The 15,537-nt window shown below is 69.1% G+C and carries 23 protein-coding genes; 3 read left to right on the top strand and 20 right to left on the bottom strand.

Features of this window, described 5'->3' with window-relative positions:
* Positions 1 to 5: 5 nt before the first annotated feature.
* The 12 genes from ACZ7SW_RS13160 to ACZ7SW_RS13105 all read right to left on the bottom strand — a co-directional run bounded on the left by ACZ7SW_RS13160 (position 6) and on the right by ACZ7SW_RS13105 (position 8,944).
* Positions 6 to 266: a hypothetical protein gene (locus tag ACZ7SW_RS13160; RefSeq protein ID WP_470230624.1), complete on the bottom strand. Its 261-nt coding sequence runs from the start codon at positions 264 to 266 to the stop codon at positions 6 to 8.
* A gap of 71 nt (positions 267 to 337) precedes the next feature.
* The gene (locus tag ACZ7SW_RS13155) at positions 338 to 745 is read right to left on the bottom strand and encodes a hypothetical protein (protein ID WP_470230623.1); all 408 of its coding nucleotides are present in this window, start codon (positions 743 to 745) and stop codon (positions 338 to 340) included.
* A gap of 96 nt (positions 746 to 841) precedes the next feature.
* Entirely contained in the window at positions 842 to 1,450 is a 609-nt protein-coding gene (locus tag ACZ7SW_RS13150) for a hypothetical protein (RefSeq protein WP_470230622.1), read from the bottom strand.
* A 58-nt stretch (positions 1,451 to 1,508) separates the two neighbouring features.
* Positions 1,509 to 1,970: a hypothetical protein gene (locus ACZ7SW_RS13145; RefSeq protein WP_470230621.1), complete on the bottom strand. Its 462-nt coding sequence runs from the start codon at positions 1,968 to 1,970 to the stop codon at positions 1,509 to 1,511.
* Positions 1,967 to 2,293 (bottom strand): HK97 gp10 family phage protein, encoded by a 327-nt coding sequence (locus ACZ7SW_RS13140; protein ID WP_470230620.1) that lies wholly within the window; start codon positions 2,291 to 2,293, stop codon positions 1,967 to 1,969. Before ACZ7SW_RS13140 ends, ACZ7SW_RS13145 begins: the two co-directional genes overlap by 4 nt.
* Before the next feature lie 3 nt (positions 2,294 to 2,296).
* Positions 2,297 to 2,656, bottom strand: coding sequence for a hypothetical protein (locus ACZ7SW_RS13135; protein WP_470230619.1), 360 nt, complete (start codon positions 2,654 to 2,656; stop codon positions 2,297 to 2,299).
* Entirely contained in the window at positions 2,641 to 3,069 is a 429-nt protein-coding gene (locus ACZ7SW_RS13130; protein WP_470230618.1) for a hypothetical protein, read from the bottom strand. The genes ACZ7SW_RS13135 and ACZ7SW_RS13130 overlap by 16 nt, the downstream gene beginning before the upstream one ends.
* A gap of 60 nt (positions 3,070 to 3,129) precedes the next feature.
* Positions 3,130 to 4,065 (bottom strand): phage major capsid protein, encoded by a 936-nt coding sequence (locus ACZ7SW_RS13125; RefSeq protein ID WP_470230617.1) that lies wholly within the window; start codon positions 4,063 to 4,065, stop codon positions 3,130 to 3,132.
* 109 nt (positions 4,066 to 4,174) lie between these two features.
* A complete protein-coding gene (locus tag ACZ7SW_RS13120) occupies positions 4,175 to 4,786 on the bottom strand; it encodes a phage scaffolding protein (protein WP_470230616.1) in 612 nt (203 codons plus the stop codon).
* 37 nt (positions 4,787 to 4,823) lie between these two features.
* A complete protein-coding gene (locus ACZ7SW_RS13115) occupies positions 4,824 to 5,930 on the bottom strand; it encodes a structural protein (protein ID WP_470230615.1) in 1,107 nt (368 codons plus the stop codon).
* Positions 5,917 to 7,434 (bottom strand): phage portal protein, encoded by a 1,518-nt coding sequence (locus ACZ7SW_RS13110; RefSeq protein ID WP_470230614.1) that lies wholly within the window; start codon positions 7,432 to 7,434, stop codon positions 5,917 to 5,919. Before ACZ7SW_RS13110 ends, ACZ7SW_RS13115 begins: the two co-directional genes overlap by 14 nt.
* Before the next feature lie 10 nt (positions 7,435 to 7,444).
* Positions 7,445 to 8,944, bottom strand: coding sequence for a hypothetical protein (locus tag ACZ7SW_RS13105; RefSeq protein WP_470230613.1), 1,500 nt, complete (start codon positions 8,942 to 8,944; stop codon positions 7,445 to 7,447).
* Positions 8,945 to 9,014: 70 nt separating this feature from the next.
* Here ACZ7SW_RS13105 and ACZ7SW_RS13100 point away from each other — a divergent pair, with 70 nt between their 5' ends.
* Positions 9,015 to 9,212 (top strand): hypothetical protein, encoded by a 198-nt coding sequence (locus tag ACZ7SW_RS13100; RefSeq protein WP_470230612.1) that lies wholly within the window; start codon positions 9,015 to 9,017, stop codon positions 9,210 to 9,212.
* A 74-nt stretch (positions 9,213 to 9,286) separates the two neighbouring features.
* Here the strand turns inward: ACZ7SW_RS13100 and ACZ7SW_RS13095 are convergent, their stop codons facing one another.
* Genes ACZ7SW_RS13095 through ACZ7SW_RS13085 form a run of 3 tightly spaced genes read right to left on the bottom strand, consistent with a single transcriptional unit; the run spans position 9,287 to position 11,207 of the window.
* Entirely contained in the window at positions 9,287 to 9,970 is a 684-nt protein-coding gene (locus tag ACZ7SW_RS13095) for a galactosyltransferase-related protein (RefSeq protein ID WP_470230611.1), read from the bottom strand.
* The gene (locus ACZ7SW_RS13090) at positions 9,970 to 10,218 is read right to left on the bottom strand and encodes a hypothetical protein (RefSeq protein WP_470230610.1); all 249 of its coding nucleotides are present in this window, start codon (positions 10,216 to 10,218) and stop codon (positions 9,970 to 9,972) included. The genes ACZ7SW_RS13095 and ACZ7SW_RS13090 overlap by 1 nt, the downstream gene beginning before the upstream one ends.
* Positions 10,215 to 11,207, bottom strand: coding sequence for a glycosyltransferase family protein (locus ACZ7SW_RS13085; protein ID WP_470230609.1), 993 nt, complete (start codon positions 11,205 to 11,207; stop codon positions 10,215 to 10,217). The genes ACZ7SW_RS13090 and ACZ7SW_RS13085 overlap by 4 nt, the downstream gene beginning before the upstream one ends.
* 61 nt (positions 11,208 to 11,268) lie before the next feature.
* Between ACZ7SW_RS13085 and ACZ7SW_RS13080 the strand changes: the two genes are divergently transcribed.
* Positions 11,269 to 11,763, top strand: coding sequence for a hypothetical protein (locus ACZ7SW_RS13080; protein ID WP_470230608.1), 495 nt, complete (start codon positions 11,269 to 11,271; stop codon positions 11,761 to 11,763).
* 28 nt (positions 11,764 to 11,791) lie between these two features.
* Here ACZ7SW_RS13080 and ACZ7SW_RS13075 read toward each other — a convergent pair whose 3' ends face one another.
* Positions 11,792 to 12,313: a helix-turn-helix domain-containing protein gene (locus ACZ7SW_RS13075; protein ID WP_470230607.1), complete on the bottom strand. Its 522-nt coding sequence runs from the start codon at positions 12,311 to 12,313 to the stop codon at positions 11,792 to 11,794.
* A gap of 199 nt (positions 12,314 to 12,512) precedes the next feature.
* A complete protein-coding gene (locus ACZ7SW_RS13070) occupies positions 12,513 to 13,058 on the bottom strand; it encodes a hypothetical protein (RefSeq protein WP_470230606.1) in 546 nt (181 codons plus the stop codon).
* A 140-nt stretch (positions 13,059 to 13,198) separates the two neighbouring features.
* Here ACZ7SW_RS13070 and ACZ7SW_RS13065 point away from each other — a divergent pair, with 140 nt between their 5' ends.
* A complete protein-coding gene (locus ACZ7SW_RS13065; RefSeq protein WP_470230605.1) occupies positions 13,199 to 13,618 on the top strand; it encodes a helix-turn-helix domain-containing protein in 420 nt (139 codons plus the stop codon).
* Between the two features lie 10 nt (positions 13,619 to 13,628).
* Here ACZ7SW_RS13065 and ACZ7SW_RS13060 read toward each other — a convergent pair whose 3' ends face one another.
* From ACZ7SW_RS13060 to ACZ7SW_RS13050, 3 genes are read right to left on the bottom strand one after another with little or no spacing between them, the layout of a single operon-like run.
* Positions 13,629 to 13,805, bottom strand: coding sequence for a hypothetical protein (locus tag ACZ7SW_RS13060; RefSeq protein ID WP_470230604.1), 177 nt, complete (start codon positions 13,803 to 13,805; stop codon positions 13,629 to 13,631).
* Positions 13,802 to 14,536: an ATP-binding protein gene (locus tag ACZ7SW_RS13055; protein WP_470230603.1), complete on the bottom strand. Its 735-nt coding sequence runs from the start codon at positions 14,534 to 14,536 to the stop codon at positions 13,802 to 13,804. Before ACZ7SW_RS13055 ends, ACZ7SW_RS13060 begins: the two co-directional genes overlap by 4 nt.
* A gap of 3 nt (positions 14,537 to 14,539) precedes the next feature.
* Entirely contained in the window at positions 14,540 to 15,496 is a 957-nt protein-coding gene (locus ACZ7SW_RS13050) for a hypothetical protein (RefSeq protein WP_470230602.1), read from the bottom strand.
* Between the last annotated feature and the right edge of the window lie 41 nt (positions 15,497 to 15,537).

Here is a 15,537-nt window from a genome sequence, read left to right as displayed (position 1 = left end):
CCCCCTCACCCGAAGTCGAAGACTCCCGCCTGGTTCACCCCCAGCGGGGCGAACTCGCGGGACTGGTTGTGGCGAGTCACCAGCGCGACCGGTTCCGGTGCCGCGGGTTGCTCGTCGACGGGCTCGGCGGGCGGGGCTGGCCGCTCCGCTTCCAGCCGGAGCGCGTGCCGCACCGCGCCGTCGTAGAGCGGCAGGCGCACCATGCGCGGCAGGAACACCGACGCGGGCAGCTGGTCCAGCTCGTCCACGCGGTGGAAGACGCTCATGTCCGACAGCACGTCGTCGAGGTGGCCGAAGAACCAGCCGACGGCCGAGAGCCGTTCGTGCCAGGCGGCGGTCAGGCTTTTGGGCCGAACCCGCTCTCGGGCAGGATCCGGTCCATCAGCGCCTTGAAGATCGTCTGCCAGGCGGCCGGGGTGACCGTCTCGCATTCCTGCAGCGCGTCCCACGCCTCCGGCGTCAGCAGCTTCTCGGCCGCGTACGAGATGGCCGCGGACTCGTTCTGCGTGACAGCGATCGTGAACGCCTTCACCGACCACGACGGCGGAACCTGCTTCGGGATCGTGTAGGTGACACCGCCGATGGTGAACAAGGGCTCGCGGTCGGCGAGCAGCTTGTCGGTCTCGGCGCGCGCGGCGTCGTCGTCGAGCACCAGGCCGAGATCGGCCGGAGCCTTCGCGGCGGGTCGCTTGCGCGGAGCGGTCTTGCGGGCGGCGGTGGTCTTGCGGGGCGCGGATGCGGCCATGACACGGTCCTCCTGACAGGACAAGGGAAAAAGGGGCAGTCCCGCGCCCGCGCGCCGTCAGGTGCGCGCGGACGCGGGACTGCGTCGGGGGATGGATCAGGCTCCGACTTCGTCGATGAGCCGGATCGGCGAGATCGTCTCGGAGACGAAGAACGCCTGGAACTCGACGGCGAGCACCTGCTGGTCGGTTTTCGTCCACGACAGCTTCGTGTTGCCCGAGGGCAGCGCTTTGCGCACGATCGCGCGCCGCTTGAGCGAGCGGGAACCGTCGGTCACGTCCGGGCCGAGCCCGTCGATGAGCAGCGTCCGGTACGGGGCGCGGTTCGCGTTCTGCCCGGCGTTCAGGTCCGACACGGCGTAGTTCGCGCCGGTCGGCCCCGCGGTCATGTTCCACGCGTAGGCGAGGCTGACCCGGGTCATCTCGGCGAGGTTGCCCGTCACCTTGATGTCGCGGTCGGTCAGGCGCGCACCGAGCTTGTCGACCAGCTGGTCGCCGGTCAGCGGCGTCCAGGTCGGTTCGACCGACACGTCGGTGCCGCCGAGGGTGATGCCGGTGTCGTACCACGCCGACGCGGCCGGTGCGAGGTTCACATCGGTCAGCGCGGGCTCGTAGGGCAGCGCCGGGTCGAACGCGTTGCGGTAGATGTACAGCCGGGCCGGACCCATCACCAGGTTTCCGGGCTGCAGGCCAGCAATGTCGGCCATGATCGCTCCAAAGAGGACTGTGGGCCGTGCGGCCCGAACGGTTGGTTGACCAGTCCCCTCACGGGGTGCTCTTGGCGACCGGGACCCAGTTCACGACCAGGTCGAGGGCGTACACGGCGTAGTCGCCGAAATCGCCGTACGCCCGCCTCAGCTTCCCGAGGACCCACGCCGTCTTCACCACCGCGTTCTCGCTGCACCCGGCCAGTTCCAGGAACCACGGCTCCCGCCGATAGGTCCCCGCCTGCACCGAGACGGCGAGGTTGCGCGCCAGGTTCCAGGGTGGTGCGTCCGTGCCCGGCGTAGTCGCCCAGCCGCGCACGTCCATCACCGGCGACTCGAACCGGTACTCCGGCACCGTGCCTCCGCCCGCGACCGCGACGGTGAGGAATCCCGTCGCGGCCCAGGTGCTCGCGGCGCGCGGCAGGACTTCCCCGACCATCGCGGCCGAGAAACCGGGCAGCTGCGCGAGCCACGCGCGCGTCACCGCCTCGTCCGAGGCGTAGACGAACGGCGCGGTCACCCTGCGGCCCGCTTGCGGTAGAGCGCCGGGCGCAGATACGGCTGCGGCGGCACCACGTCGCCGGTGAACACCGTCTCGCCGTCCGGCCCGCGGTAGCCCACCCGGTGGCCTTCCTCGACGTACAGCGCGTAGTTCAGGTCCGTGCCGATCCGCGCGGTGTCGCCGCGGATCTCGCTCGACAGCGACTCGCGCAGCCGCCCGGTGTCGACCGGCACCAGCCGCTTGGCGTCGTCGAGGACTTCCCCGGTGAGACGACCGAACAGGTCCCGGACATCGGCGGCGATCTTCTCCCGCCACCCGGGTTCCTCGCGGTATTCCGCCACGGTTCACCCCCCGTCGTCGCCGATGCGTTTCAGCTCCAGCTCGGTGTCCGGCGTCCGGCCCGGCGTCCGCGGGCGGGTGACGTTCTGCACCAGGTACAGCACGCCGTTGGTGTCGTCGCGGATCCGGTCGCCGGTGCGGATGTCCGCAGTGGACGGCACCGCGCCGGAGACGACGCGCACCACGCGCGGGGTCTGGGTGGCCGGGTCCCAGGTGCGGGAGTGCCGTTCGCTGACCGCGAGCAGCACGCCGGATGCGGCCGGGGTGGTGTTGTCCGGGACGGGGTCGCCGTAGGCCGAGGGCGTGGTGCCGCGGAAGATCGACGCCCGGCACGTCGCGAGCGCCCACATCAGAGCGGCCTCCACGTGCCGGGGTCTCCCCCGTCGTCGCCGTAGACCTCGCGGCGCAGGCTCACCGGTTCGCCGGGCGCGCGCACGTGGAACGAGCCGGAGCCCATCCACGAGACGCGGGACAACGCCTGCTTTGCGTGCGGCGCAAGGGCAAGCCACGTCGGAGTGCCCTGTGTCGACTGGCTCCCGCCGGTCGAGGTGATGTCCTGGCGCTCGAACTGGTCGGGCTGCGCGGCCTGCCACGCAGCCTGGTAGGCGACGGCGAGTTTCAGCCAGTACTTGTCGCGTCCGCCGATCCGGTCGGCGTCGGCGTAGATCCGGCCCGAGTAGCTGTCGATCACCGCCTGCGCGCGCAGCACCTCGGCGTCGTCCACTGCGGACTTCGCGTAGCTGGCCACATCCGCGGCGGTGGCCCAGCTGTCGGCCATGGCGTCCTCCCTTCCGGAGAGGGCCGCGCAGCGAACCGCGCGGCCCCGTCACGCCGTGCGTCAGCCGATCACCAGCATCGAGAACGCGCCGGGCGCACCGACCGCGAAACCCTTGCGGGCGCGGAAGTACAGCACGTTCTCGTCGGTGTCGACGCCGATCCCGGTCTGGCTGTCCTGGAAGTTGACCGCGAGCGGGTCGCGGTCGCCGACCTGGAGAAACTGCCGGTTGCCGAACACGACGAACGGCTTGCCGGTCGGGTTGGCCGAACCGGCCGCGCTGGTCTTCGCGCCCAGACTGAACTGCAGGTCGTACCCGAACAGCGTCCGGGCGGTCGCCGCCTGCCCGCCGCCCGCGGTGCCGTTGGACGACTCCTGGAAGATCGGGTCGCCGTTGGCGTTCTTGATCCCGCGCAGCGCCTGCTTGAACGACGGGTGCGCGATCACGACCGTCTCGGCCTCGTCGAAGAAGTCGCTCACCTCGTAGAGCCCGAGCGCCGCCGAAAGGTTGTCGTAGGTCGCCGCGGTCGCGCCCGTGGTCAGGTTCGCGTTCGCGGTGTACCCGGTGACCGTGTCCGACTGGGTGAGCACGTAGTAGAGCGAGTCGAACAGCCAGCCGCTCGTCGCCTTCGACGCCGTGATGCCGAGGGTGACGTTGTCGAACAGCTTGCCGTACGAGCTGCCCGCGTCCACGCTCTTGGTGTCCACAATGGACGCCAGCGAGTCGGACATGTCCTCCTCGGCGACGGTGACCTTGCCACCGATCTTGTCCGAGGCCAGCAGCACCGAGTCGTTCGGCGAACTGTCGGCCGGCGCGCTGGTGGACTTGGCCCAGCGGCCGAGGACCACGCCGCCGGAACGCGGGGTGTACTTGGTGTTCGAGCCCATCGGCACGTGGTTGCCGAAGCGCTCCACGGCCGAGGTCTGCTGAACCTTCTGGATGACATCGGGGTTGGTCTCGATCGGGATCCAGCCCGCCCCGGTGAAAGCGACAGCCATGACGGCTCTCCGTTTCAGTTGGGAAATGAGGGAAAGGGCCGTGCCTCGGATTGCTGCGCGGCCTGAATGCCCTCACGGGCTGCTCTTGGTGCTGGGGTGGCGGACCGGATCAGCCGCCGTAGCGGGCGGCGACGATCTCGCCCGGGGTCTTCGGGGTCTCGGCGGTCTGCTTCCCGCCGGGGGTCAGCCGTCCGGGCCGCGGCTTCTCGCCGTCGCCTTCGGCCTTGAAGAACTCGGGGTATTCGGTCTTGACGCGCTTGACCTCGGCCTCCAGGCCGGTGACCGCGCCCTGCTCGTCGATGTCCAGTTTGGACACGTCCACGAGGCCGATCAGCGCGCCCACGCGGTCGGTCTTCGCCTCGGCCTCCAGCAGCGCCGCGCGGGCACTGGACTTGACCGCCGTCGGCTTGTACCGGGCGGCAGCGGCCTCGTCGGCCTCGCGCTTGGTCTTCTCCGCGTCGGTCTCGTGCTGCTGCTGAAGCTCCTTCAGCTTCACGCGGCGGCTGGCCGACTCGGCGTTGACGCGGGACAACTCGGCCTCGCGAGCGTCCCACTCGGCTTTCGTCGGCGGCTTCCATTCGGTGCTGTTGTCCTTGCTGTTGTCGGTACCGCCGGTGCCCTGGCCACCGTCACCGCCGGTACCTCCGCCGCCCGTGCCGCCTTCGGGGTCCGCGTCGCGCGCGAACCGGCGGAACCGGGAGTTGAGCGTCTTGATCGCCATCGCGGCGTCCTCTCTTCGTGTGCGCCCCGTCTCGGGGCTATCTGGTGAACCGGCCGCGTTGCACGGCCTTCTGTGCCCGTTTCCTCACCGAGGCGGGCACCTGCCAGCCGGACGGTGAGCGAGAGTTCTTGCCGGATCCGATGCTTGCGAGCAGTCGGTCGGCGGCCCGGAGCCGGAGGTTTTCCGACTCCGACGGGAGCTTGTCGCCGCGCAGGATCGACCGTTCGGCCTCGCGCCGCAGCGCGGCGGGAAGGTCGAAGCTGGCCGAGTCGGCCGCGGCGGCAGCTGCGCGGCGCGCGGCGTCCGCGGCGACGGTGTCGCCCTTCGCCTCGGCGTCCTTGATCGCGTCGGCCCAGTCGTGCGTGACCGACAGCGCGCCCGCGGTGTCGTGCCCGAGCCACGGCGTGACCCGGCACCGGCAGTTCGGATGCCGCGGCGGCCCGTGCAGAACACCGTGGAACACAGCGGCCCTTTTGCCGAACGTGCGCGCCGGGTCGAACCGCCCGTTCCAGTCGATCACCTGCCCGGACTGCGCGAGGCAGTCGACACACGCGTCCCGCTCGGCGACCCACACCAGCCGGGCACCGGCAGCTTTGGCGGCTTCGCGGATGCCGGCGTTCAGCTCGGCGTTCCACGCGGTGCGGGCGGTGCGTTCCAGGATCGCGTTCGCCTGCCGCGCAACGGATGCGCGCGCGAGCACCTGGTCCAGAGTGGCGTTCTGCAGCCGATCCAGCTCGGCCGCGCCGGTATCGAGCTTTTCCCGCGCCCAGCGCACGCCGCGCTCGATCGCCTCGCGGGTCTCGCGCTCGACCTCGCCCGGATCGGCCAGCGACGGCAACCCCGCCTCGCGGGCTCCCTGGTCCGCGCCGAGCAGCCGGGCGCGCTGCGCGTGGTGCAGCATCGCGTCGACCGGGTCCAGGCCCACGCCGACGATCCGCTCGATCAAGTCGTCGAGGAACGACCGCAACGGCTTCCCGTCCGCGGTGTCCGAGGGCTTGCCGAACAACCGGTTCCAGGTGCGCAGCAGCCACCGCCACAGCGCGGTGAACGCCTTCTCGACCGGGCCGACGATCTCGTCGACCGCGGCGTCTTCGGCGTCCTGCGCTTGCTTGTCGTGGCGGCGGATCAGCTCACGCGGATCCACCTCGGCCGTCCTCGACGAGGTCGCCCATCACCTTGGTGACCATCTGGTTCACCGTCGCCTGGTCCATCACTCCGGACGAGACGGCCGTCGCCATCGACGCCATCGCCTGCCCCAGCACGGCCAGCAGCTCGACCCGCTGCGGCAGGCCGCCGTCGCCGTCGTCCATCCAGCGCTGCACGTCCTCGGCCTTGTAACCGACCTCGGTCAGCGCCTGGTCCTGCGGCACGCCCAGCTCTTCCTTCTGCTTGGCCTGCGCGAGTTTCGTGGTCTCGTCGGTAGACTCGATCGGAGCCCACGCGATCGTGACCGGCGCGTCGTCCTGGCCCAGGATCTTAAGCACGAACCGGTAGAAGCCGCGGAACGTCGGGTCGAACGCCGTCTTGCGGCGCCCGGACTTGTTGTCCAGCGGCTCGTTCGCCGTCTTCAAGCTCTCGCCGCTGGGGATCTGGCCGGTGCGGTCGAACAGGTGCAGCGGCGTCTTCGACACCAGCGCGCCCTCGCGCAGATACGCCTCGCGGCGCTTCAGGAACACGTCCGGGCTGCCCGGGTCGAGCTGCTTCACGTCCTTATAGCCCTCCAGGTCCCAGAAGGAACCCGGCTCGCTGGACAGCTTCGCCTTGCGGTCGCCGGTCGCCGAGGCGGTGCGCTGCCCGCCAGGCGCAACCAAGAACTCGTCCTCGTCGAGGTCGTCCACCGGGGACGGCCCGACCTTGCCGGCCTCGCGCAGCCCGAGCCGCTGCGGCAGCGTGTTGAAGTCGACGCCCGCCATATCGCCGATTTCCAGCTTCAGCAGCTTGTTCTGCGTGCCGTAGAAGCATTTGTGTTCCGGCGTGCCGTACTCCCCCGGCAGACCGGTCCCGTGGAAGTGGAACACCGGCAGCTCGCCGTACGGGTTGTCCTCTTCGGCCGGGACGCCGTCGGTCTCGTACGGCTGGAAGTCGCCGGCCTTCGACGCACGCGCGCCGCGCGAGATCAGGTGCTCGATCCGGTCGGTGTAGATCAGGTCGACCCTGGTGCGCTTCGCGCCCAGCGGGGTCTTCACCTGCCAGCGCTGGATCGCGAACCGTTCCGCGCCGTCCTCGTCGTAGATGACGCGCATGGTTTTGGGGTCGTGCACCGAGATCTGCACCTTGCCCTCGACCGCGTCGCCGTTGTCGTCCAGCCGCGGCCACGCCGTCAGGTAGCTGTCGCCGAGCTGCAGCGCGCGCCGTATCACCGCGGGCCGGACGAGCGCCATGTTGTTGGCCTCGTCCACGTCCGCGATCATCTGCGTGCGCTCGTCGGTGTCGGACGTGATCGCTTCGATGGTGAGCTTGTCCGCCACGGCGTCGATCACCACGTCGCCGTGCAGCGTCTCGAACTCCACGCCCTGGTCGCGCAGCAGCCGCCGCACCCGCCTTGAGGTGAACACTTCCTCGACCGGGCCGTCGCTGTAGGCCTTCGCCTTGCTGTAGCCGGGCGCGGCGTCGTCCATCGCCGCCAGGCCGTCGTCGAGATCCGCCACCACAACCCCCTCACGCTGCTTCCCGCGCGCTCACCTGCTGCGGGGGTACGTCCTTCAGGAACACGTCCACGCCGGTGCCGACGGCGTCCACTAAGTCGTCGTGCGCGTCGAGCGGGAACTTCAGCATCTGCGCTTCCAGCTGGTGCAGCCGCCGCTCGTGGAACACCATGCCGCGCTGGTACTTCGCCAGCAGCGAGCCCGCGCGGACTTCCTTCGGCCGCGCCTGGTGCACGGTCCGGACGTTCACCGGCAGGTCGTGCAGGATCGCCAACCAGGTGTCCCCGCCTTGGTTCGTCTCGACCACCACGCCGCCGATGTCCGGGAACTCCGTCAGGATCTCCAGCACCAGCAGCCGCAGCCGCTCCCCCGGCGGGATCTTCACCTGCCGGGCGTAACGCACCACGCACGCGCGATCCGGGCCCGGCGCGGTCGCGCCGATCACCGCCAGCGCGGTGAAGTCCGACTTCGCCTTCGTCGTCACCGCGGGGTCGATCGACAGCAGCTGCCGCGCGACCGGCAGATCGGCGCGGTAGACGAAGTCCTCTTTGGACCAGAACGCCGTGTCCGCGGCCATCGGGTCGTTGCGCATCTGCGACTGGAACGACCGGGTATGCCGCATCGAGTTAATCCACACCATCGGCCAGCGCTCCGGCCACAGCGACCGCTCAACGCCCTCGGCGTCGGTCTGGATGATGTCGTAGTAGCGCGCCGTCAGCTGCTCGTCGTCGACATACTCCGGGTGCTGCTCGCCGCGCTGCTTCGCCGCGATGTCGTCGATGATCGCGCCCGGCATCGCCACCGTCCCCGCGATCGTCACCGACGCGAGGTTGTTCATCGGGAACAAGCCGCCGGTGATCGTCGCGAGCCGGGATGCCTTCTGCACCGGCGAGTAGTTGCCCTCGGTGCCTTCCACGTCGTCGAGGATCAGGTGATCCGGGCGCGTGTTACCGATCTTCAGCCCGAGCACCTGCGTGTCAATGCCCGCGGCGTTGAACACGAACCCCGACGCGGCCACGTACATGTGCTGGCTGTCCGACACCGTGGTGCCGGACGGCCGGCGCGCGGGAGTGACGAGGTCGGGGAAGTCGTGGCGCAGCAGCTCGTTGTTCTCCAGCTCCCGCTTGAACGTCCCGAGGTGGTCCGTCGCCTGCTTGTCGCTGTTGGCGAACGCCGCGATGAACCGCCGGTGCCCGTGCGCGGCGAGCCACATCGGGATCAGCAGGAACCACCAGGTGCTTTTCCCGCTTCCGCGCGGGGCGATGATCGCGTCCCGCAGTTCGCCGGGCAGGTACGAGGCGATCGGGCGGATGTACCGCTTCGCCAGCTCGCACCAGTCCAGGTGCGCCTCGCTGAACGTCAGCTGCCCGCGAGTCTCCGGCCCCGCCAGGTGGTGCGGCAGGTACACGAGCGCGAACAACATCGGGTCGAGCCGGGTCAGGATCCGCCGGCCTTCGGCGTCGGCCAGCAGTCGCTCGTCGAGGGAGGACAGGTACGCCGTCAAATCGAACACCGCTCACCACCTGTAACACGCGGCCTGCGATCGGCGACGAACTGGCACCAGCTAACGAGGGAGCAGTGCAATGGCGATCGAGGTCCACTACGTCAAAACCACGTACACGTTCGAAGAGGGAGCATCGACATACCTCCACCAGAACGGGCACCTAGATGTGAACGACAAGGAGGGCAATGTGCTCGGCATCTTCGCGCCGAACCAATGGACGAGTGCCAATCAGGTTGGAGCAGTCAAGGTCATCAAGCCGCGCGTCACCGTCGCATGACTGCAAGCGCCCTCGGCGTCATGCCAATGCGCGGGCCGTGACCGAAGGCGCTACCCGCCCCGCCGAGCAGCCGCTCAGCCCCAGGTCTCGGCGAACAGCCGGACGTTCGGGTTGGCCTGCGACAGGTCGTGATGGGTCACCGGGTGCCAGAACTGCACGAGCGGCGTTCCCGGGTAGTTCTGCACCGCGGTGCGCGGGGTGTCGCGCTGCAGCCGGTACCAGAGGTCAACGTCCTCGTAGCCCCAACCCTCGTAGCGTTCGTCGAACCCGCCGACCTTCTCGAAGGCGGCGCGGGTGAACGCGATCGGGCCGACGCACGGCGAAGAGAACAGCTCGGTGAACGGCGGTTCGATCCGGTAGCCGTCCTCCAGCCAACAGTTCGTGTCCGCTTCGGACAGACCGTAGCCGCGATCGAACAGCAGCGTCCACGGCTGGTGGTCCAGCTCGACCGTCGCCCATCGAACCGTTGCGGCGCACGGCAACTGGTCCGCGCCGAAGAGCACGAACCGGTCGTACTCCGGCGGGGCCAGCCGCACAGCCCGGTTCACCGCACGAGACACGCTGAACGGGTGCCTGCGCAACGGCTCGTCCGCGCGGGGCGGCGGCTGCAGCGCGTCGGCGCGGACCGTTCCGAACAGCGGGTCGCTGCCCACGATCAGGTCGCAACCGGTTTGCTCCCACAGCTTCCGCACGCGGGGCCACACGCGCTCGCGCGGCCCGTTGTCGGTGCCCCACGGCACAATCACGGCGGTCGCCATCAGCACGGCCCGCCCGTCCCCGCGTCGGGCAGTTCGGTCCAACAGCCGGGCTCGATGCTGTGCGGCTGCTTGCCGCCGTGCTCGATGGCGGCGGCGATCTCGCGCCAGCGCGCACAGACGCGGTACTGCTCGTCGAGAGTCGTCGCCGGACGGCGGTTCAGTTCGTCGTGCCGCTGCGACTCCGCGGTGGCAGCGGCTGCGAGGAACTTCCTCTCGGCCTCGGTGAGATCGTTGAACCTGCTGATCATGAGTACGCCTCTTCCCACCGATGTGCGTTGCCTTCGATCGTTCGGGCCGCGGCCCATTCCTTGGCCTGCTTGCCCAGTTGCTCGCGTGCCTCGGCGTCGTTGACGAGGTAGCGAAGTTGTTCGGCCCAGTCACCGGCGAAACACGCGACGGGACCGGCGGCGGCGTGAGCCGTGTATGGCGATCCGGGCCAGACGGACACAATGGACGGGATGCCGAGCGCAGACATCTCGACCAGTGCCAGGTCCGACTTCGCCTCGTTGAAGACTGACGGCCGCAGCGGGATCACCGCGATGTCGAAGTCGACGGCGCGCAGGAAGTCGCCGACCGCCTCGTGCCAACCGGTCCAGCGGGCGCGGCCGTGGTTGCTGGCCACGCGCGGGGTGTAGTCCGCGCCCATGCAGTGCAGCTCGGCCCGGTCGCGGTTGTCTGGGTGTTGCAGGAACCGGCGCAGCGGCTTGGCCAGCTCGCCGAAGTCGCGGTTGTGCGACAGCCCGCCGCGCCAGCCGATCGTCACCAAGTCGCCGGCCTTCGGACGCTCGTGGTCGAGCAGCCACCCCGGGATCTGGTTGGGCAGCACGTGAATCGCCGCGGTGCGGTTGACCGTGCGCGCGTGCTCGGCGAGCCGGTCTGTGGTCACCGTGATCACGTCGGCCACAGCCATGTTCTCGTGGTAGCGGCGCAGGGTCTCGGCATCGTAGAAGCGGTGCGCGTGCCGATTGGACGGGTCCACTTCGGACAGAAGGTCGTCGGTCTCGAACACCAGCTTGGTGTGCCCGGCGCGAGCCAGCTTCTGCCACGTGTGCGACGCGCCCTCGGTGCACACGCGCTGCCCCACGATCACGTCGCACTCGCCGTTCTTCGCCTCGTCGGGCACCTGGCGGCCGTCGGCCATCACGTCGTGCCCGCGCTTCGCCAGCTCCACCCCAGGCAGGAGACAGCGGTAGTAGCCGCAGCCGGAGTAGTCGGCCACCCAATAGAAAACCTTCACGCGCGTCCCTTCCTGTGCCGCCTGGCGAAACGCGATAGCTGTCACGCGCGACACATTCGGTATGTGGACTACCGTCATCACCGGCGTCTTCGCGCTGGTTGGAGTGCTCGTCGGCACTGCTCTGGAGCCAGTTAAGAACTTGATCACCGCTCGTGCGAAAACTCGTCAGATGCGCGGCGAGCAATGTGCGAAGCTCGTCGGCGCAGTCGCTTCCATTCGGCCGGGACTCGCGTCGCTCAACGCCGATCTCCGGGCACGGCAGGCGCGACAGCAGCCGGCAACTGCTGATCAGCGAAACGGCTGGATCCAGGAGGTCAACGACGCCAGGGCTGCTCTTCGTCTGTCATCTGACCTGCTGTTTCTATATGGTCCTGACGACCTTGCAAGCAAGTCACGCGAGGTCAGAGTTGCGGAGCAGGCCGCATACGAACTGGTGTCGTCACCTGGCACAGATCCGAGCCCCATGGCAGTTCCAGCAGACCTTGACGCGGCCTTGCAGGATCTTGAGAAAGTGACACTGGACTTCGCGGTTCTCGCACGTCGGCACACACGCTGAGGACAGGTACGGCACAGCCTTGCCCCAGCTATCCCAGCGGCCGTCCGATTAGCCGAGCCTCGTCTTCTTCCTGCTGATCCTTCGCACGGGTGATGAGATCCAGCAGTTCAGCCGGCTTCGGCTCCACGCGGGCCTCGACTTCCGCGCGGGTGGGCGCGTCGAGGCCGAGCAGCTTCGCGATCCGTTCCTCGATCCGGAGCAGCCGGTCGATCGCAGCGAGCTGCGGCGCGTCGTCCTCGATCGGCTCACCGTCGAAGTCCTTGATCACCCGGCCTTGCGAAACCGTGTAGTGGAAGCGCTCCAGCACCAGCAGCGCGGCCTGCCGCATCTCGCCGAGCCGTTCCAGCTGGACCTTCCGGTACTCCGCGGCGAGCGGCAGCACGACCTCGTCGGCTTGCTCCTTGGTCCAGTTCTGCACGGTCGTATGGCTCACGCCGAGCTGCGCGCCCACCGCGCGATCGGACAGGCCGCGGAGCTTGAGCCGGTACGCCTCGGCGCGCCGCTCCGCAAGCTGGGCGCGGTTCGCGTGGTTCTGGCCCGCGTCGGGCACGACGGATCACCGCCCTTCGCACGAGGAATCCGGGAGCGCGGCGCAGACGTGCGGTGGGCACGCGCACCGCGCTCGACCGGAGAACGAGAGAACCCCACCGACCCTGTGGTCTGGTGGGGTTCAGCGGAGACAGCTCCGCCCTCAAAGTGAAACGCCGAACTTTCGACAGGTTCCTGTCAACGGCGTGTCTGGCGCGAGACTACGCAGCCGACAGGTTCCTGTCAAAGCCCGCTACGCGGTCCAGCACGGCCAGCACGTCAGCGAGCAGGTACCGGCCGCAGTCGTCCGCGCTGATCAGGCCACGGTGCCTCCACACCCGCACCCGGCCCGCCGACACCGGCACGCCCCAGGATCGCGTCTCGTGCTCGACCTCGGAGGCCGTGAGCCACGTCGACTCGACGTAGTCCTGCGCTGCCTGCACCGAGTCGGCCCGGTTCAGCCAGTCGTCACACGCCGGGCATTGCGCGGCGACGCGGTCGAACTCGCACGACACCGGGGTGCCGCACGCGCACAGGCCTAGAGGAACACGCGCCGGCCGCTCGATGCGTTCCAGCGCCGCGGCCTCGAGGTCGAGGTACTCGGAACCGGCAGCCCAGCGGAGCCGGTCACGCAGCTCCAGCGCGGCGAGGTCGATCGGCGGTCGGGAGCCGTACCCGGATTTGGTGCCGATCGCGCCCGGTTTGCGGGTGACGGCTTCGCGTCGGACGACGTGGCCGAGCAGGTCAACAACCTCGGATGCGTGCACGCTGCCTCCCTACCGAAACAACCCTTGCCGATCACTTTACAGCGTAAGGAGTTGGCAAGGAGGCAGCGGCAAGTCGAGTCCGGTCACCCTCAGCGCCAGCTCGGACAGCGCTTGGTTCGTTGTCCGAGTAGGACGGTTGGATGACTCGCGAGCAGGGGTTTCCGGACCCCGAGGTTCGTGCTGCAGCCGACCGGCTTGGAGCTGCGTTCGCCGACCTGGTGATGGCGGTCGTGAACGCGGCGGGCCGCCCGGAGGCAGCGGACAACGCGTCCACGACAGCTGGCTCGCCGCCGGTTGCCTCGGCACCGGAGCAAGAGGCTTTGGCCGGTCAGAACGTGTGGCTGACGACTGCCGAGGCGGCAAGCCTGACGAAGCGGCACCGGGCGACTGTGTCGACGGCGATGAAGACCGGTGCACTGCATGGGCATCAACGAGTGCGCCGCGGCACATGGCAGGTCAAGTCGGCGGCTGTGGACGCGTGGATCAACGGCGGCGATGGCGTAGCCGCATGCGGTTGCGAGGCGGTGCTGCCTCGCAACCGCATGCGGGGTTCTCGGTGAGACCCCGCCGTCAGGCGGCCTTGTCCATCATCCGGACGACGGCCCGGTAGATGGTGACGGCGTGTTCGGGGCAGATCCCGGCGGGGAGGCCGAGCTGTCCGGGTTTGCCGCAGGGCTGGCCGTCGCGGTCGAGCATGGTGCACGGGACGGTGGCGGCTTCGATCTGGCCGCGGGTGGGTGTGGTCATGCTGCCCTCCGGCGGTCGTGTCCTTTGAGGACGACGGTGGTGCACATTTCGGTGAGCCGGGAGGCGACGCGGTCGCCGAGGATCGTGCCGAGTTCGGCGGGCGGGACGTTGCTCGTGATCAGGGTCGGGAGTTCCTGTTCGTACCGGTGGTTGATGAGCCGGTAGTTGATCTCCTCGACCCACTCGGAGGACTTCGCGGCGCCGAGGTCGTCGACGAACAGCAGGTTCGCGCGTGCGTGCTGCTCGAACAGTTCCTCGGAGTCGCGGCCGGGGCGGGGCCGGAGTTGGGCGTAGAGGTCGGCGGCGGTGACGATGGCGGGTCGGCAGTGGCCGCCGTCTTGGACGTACCGGTAGAGCGCGCCGAACGCGGCGTGGGTCTTGCCGACGCCGGTCGGGCCGACCAGCAGGATGCTCGGGCCGCGCAGGTAGCCGTTGCTGGCGTTGGTCTCGGCGAGCGAGGTCGCCCAGCTGAGCAGGTCCGGGTGGTCGGTGCTGGCGTCGAGGTACCGGTAGGGCACGTTCCGCTCGAAGTGAGCGCGGATGCGGCGCGCGGACGCGGCGCGTTCTTCGGCTGCGATGCGGGCTTCGGCTTCGATCTCGCGCTGTGCGCGCTGCTGCTGCTTCCACCCGTCGAAAGTGAGCGATGTGTCGGCGGCTTCCCATTGGGCGCGCTGCTGGTTTTCCCATTCGGCGAGGGTGTCGGCGAGTCGCCGGGGCTGGTTGGTCGTCATGGGTCACCCCAGGGGTTGGTCGTAGGCCGATTGGTCGGCCGGGTTGCGGAAGGTTTGGTGGCCGCCATTGGCGGCTGGCTGATCCGGTACGACGGCGGACTCCCACAGGTCGCCCTTGAGCCAGCGTTCGAAGTCCTTGCGGTACTTCGGCTCTCGGGCGGTGGCGGCGACGTATGCGGGGATCGCCTGAGTGATCGCTGCCGGATCCGCGCGCTTGATCGCACGCTGCCACTCCGCGTAGGCGGTGCGTTTTCCGCCCTTGCGGCCATATGCGATCCACGCGGTTTCGAAGCTCTCGGAGTAGGCCGCGGGCTTGGTCTCGGACGCGCGAGCGTCGCCGGAATCGGCGTAGTTAGTAGAGGTAGAAGTAGTAGAGGTAGTAGTAGAGGTAGTAGGGGGCTGTTCTCCCGATGCCTCGGCAATCTGCAACGGCAATGGCTCGGCCGATGCCTTGTCGAATGGCATTGCGGGTACCTCTGGCGGGTCCATTTCGGACGGATCGACCGACGGGTCTTTGAGTACAGCCAGGAGCCGTTTCGAGTTCCACCCGAGAAGGCTTGGTTCGTCCGCGCGCAGCCGCAGCAGCTCGTGGACGATCACGCCGCGGATGCGCGCGGACGCGACGCCCTCGTACGCCTTGGCGGCGGCGGTCGCCATGTACTCGCGGGCCATCAGGCCGTCGTGGCGAAGAAAGCTGCGCACGAGAGCTTCGTCGGTGTCCTCGTCGACAATGAGGTACCGCGCGGCTTGCAGCTCGGCGGCGGCCGTCTCGACGGCGCCCGCGACCCAGCCGGCCGCGAGTGCCGCGATCCGCTTGGGTCGCCAGTCGGCCACTCCGGCGTAGCTGAGCGTCGGCGAGGTCAGGATGAGGAGGTAGAGGTGCTGCGCCTCGACGCTGAGCGCGCGGAAATCGGGATCTGTCCAGATGGACAACCGAACGTTGGCCTGTTCACGTGCCACGGGTCGTGCCTTTCACGGTCCCGTGTGGGACCGAGCCGAAA

The organism is Amycolatopsis sp. NPDC114484 (genome assembly GCF_055633755.1).
Note: the sequence above shows the minus strand (reverse complement) of the source record. Positions and strands in the feature narration are given on the sequence as shown.

Coding starts and splice junctions, on each gene's coding strand:
- ACZ7SW_RS13100 (WP_470230612.1), top strand. CDS start 9,015: ATGGCGATCGAGGTCCACTACGTCAAAACCACGTACACGTTCGAAGAG.
- ACZ7SW_RS13080 (WP_470230608.1), top strand. CDS start 11,269: ATGTGGACTACCGTCATCACCGGCGTCTTCGCGCTGGTTGGAGTGCTC.
- ACZ7SW_RS13155 (WP_470230623.1), bottom strand. CDS start 745: ATGGCCGCATCCGCGCCCCGCAAGACCACCGCCGCCCGCAAGACCGCT.
- ACZ7SW_RS13060 (WP_470230604.1), bottom strand. CDS start 13,805: ATGACCACACCCACCCGCGGCCAGATCGAAGCCGCCACCGTCCCGTGC.
- ACZ7SW_RS13120 (WP_470230616.1), bottom strand. CDS start 4,786: ATGGCGATCAAGACGCTCAACTCCCGGTTCCGCCGGTTCGCGCGCGAC.
- ACZ7SW_RS13160 (WP_470230624.1), bottom strand. CDS start 266: ATGAGCGTCTTCCACCGCGTGGACGAGCTGGACCAGCTGCCCGCGTCG.
- ACZ7SW_RS13055 (WP_470230603.1), bottom strand. CDS start 14,536: ATGACGACCAACCAGCCCCGGCGACTCGCCGACACCCTCGCCGAATGG.
- ACZ7SW_RS13065 (WP_470230605.1), top strand. CDS start 13,199: ATGACTCGCGAGCAGGGGTTTCCGGACCCCGAGGTTCGTGCTGCAGCC.
- ACZ7SW_RS13095 (WP_470230611.1), bottom strand. CDS start 9,970: ATGGCGACCGCCGTGATTGTGCCGTGGGGCACCGACAACGGGCCGCGC.
- ACZ7SW_RS13150 (WP_470230622.1), bottom strand. CDS start 1,450: ATGGCCGACATTGCTGGCCTGCAGCCCGGAAACCTGGTGATGGGTCCG.
- ACZ7SW_RS13125 (WP_470230617.1), bottom strand. CDS start 4,065: ATGGCTGTCGCTTTCACCGGGGCGGGCTGGATCCCGATCGAGACCAAC.
- ACZ7SW_RS13090 (WP_470230610.1), bottom strand. CDS start 10,218: ATGATCAGCAGGTTCAACGATCTCACCGAGGCCGAGAGGAAGTTCCTC.
- ACZ7SW_RS13130 (WP_470230618.1), bottom strand. CDS start 3,069: ATGGCCGACAGCTGGGCCACCGCCGCGGATGTGGCCAGCTACGCGAAG.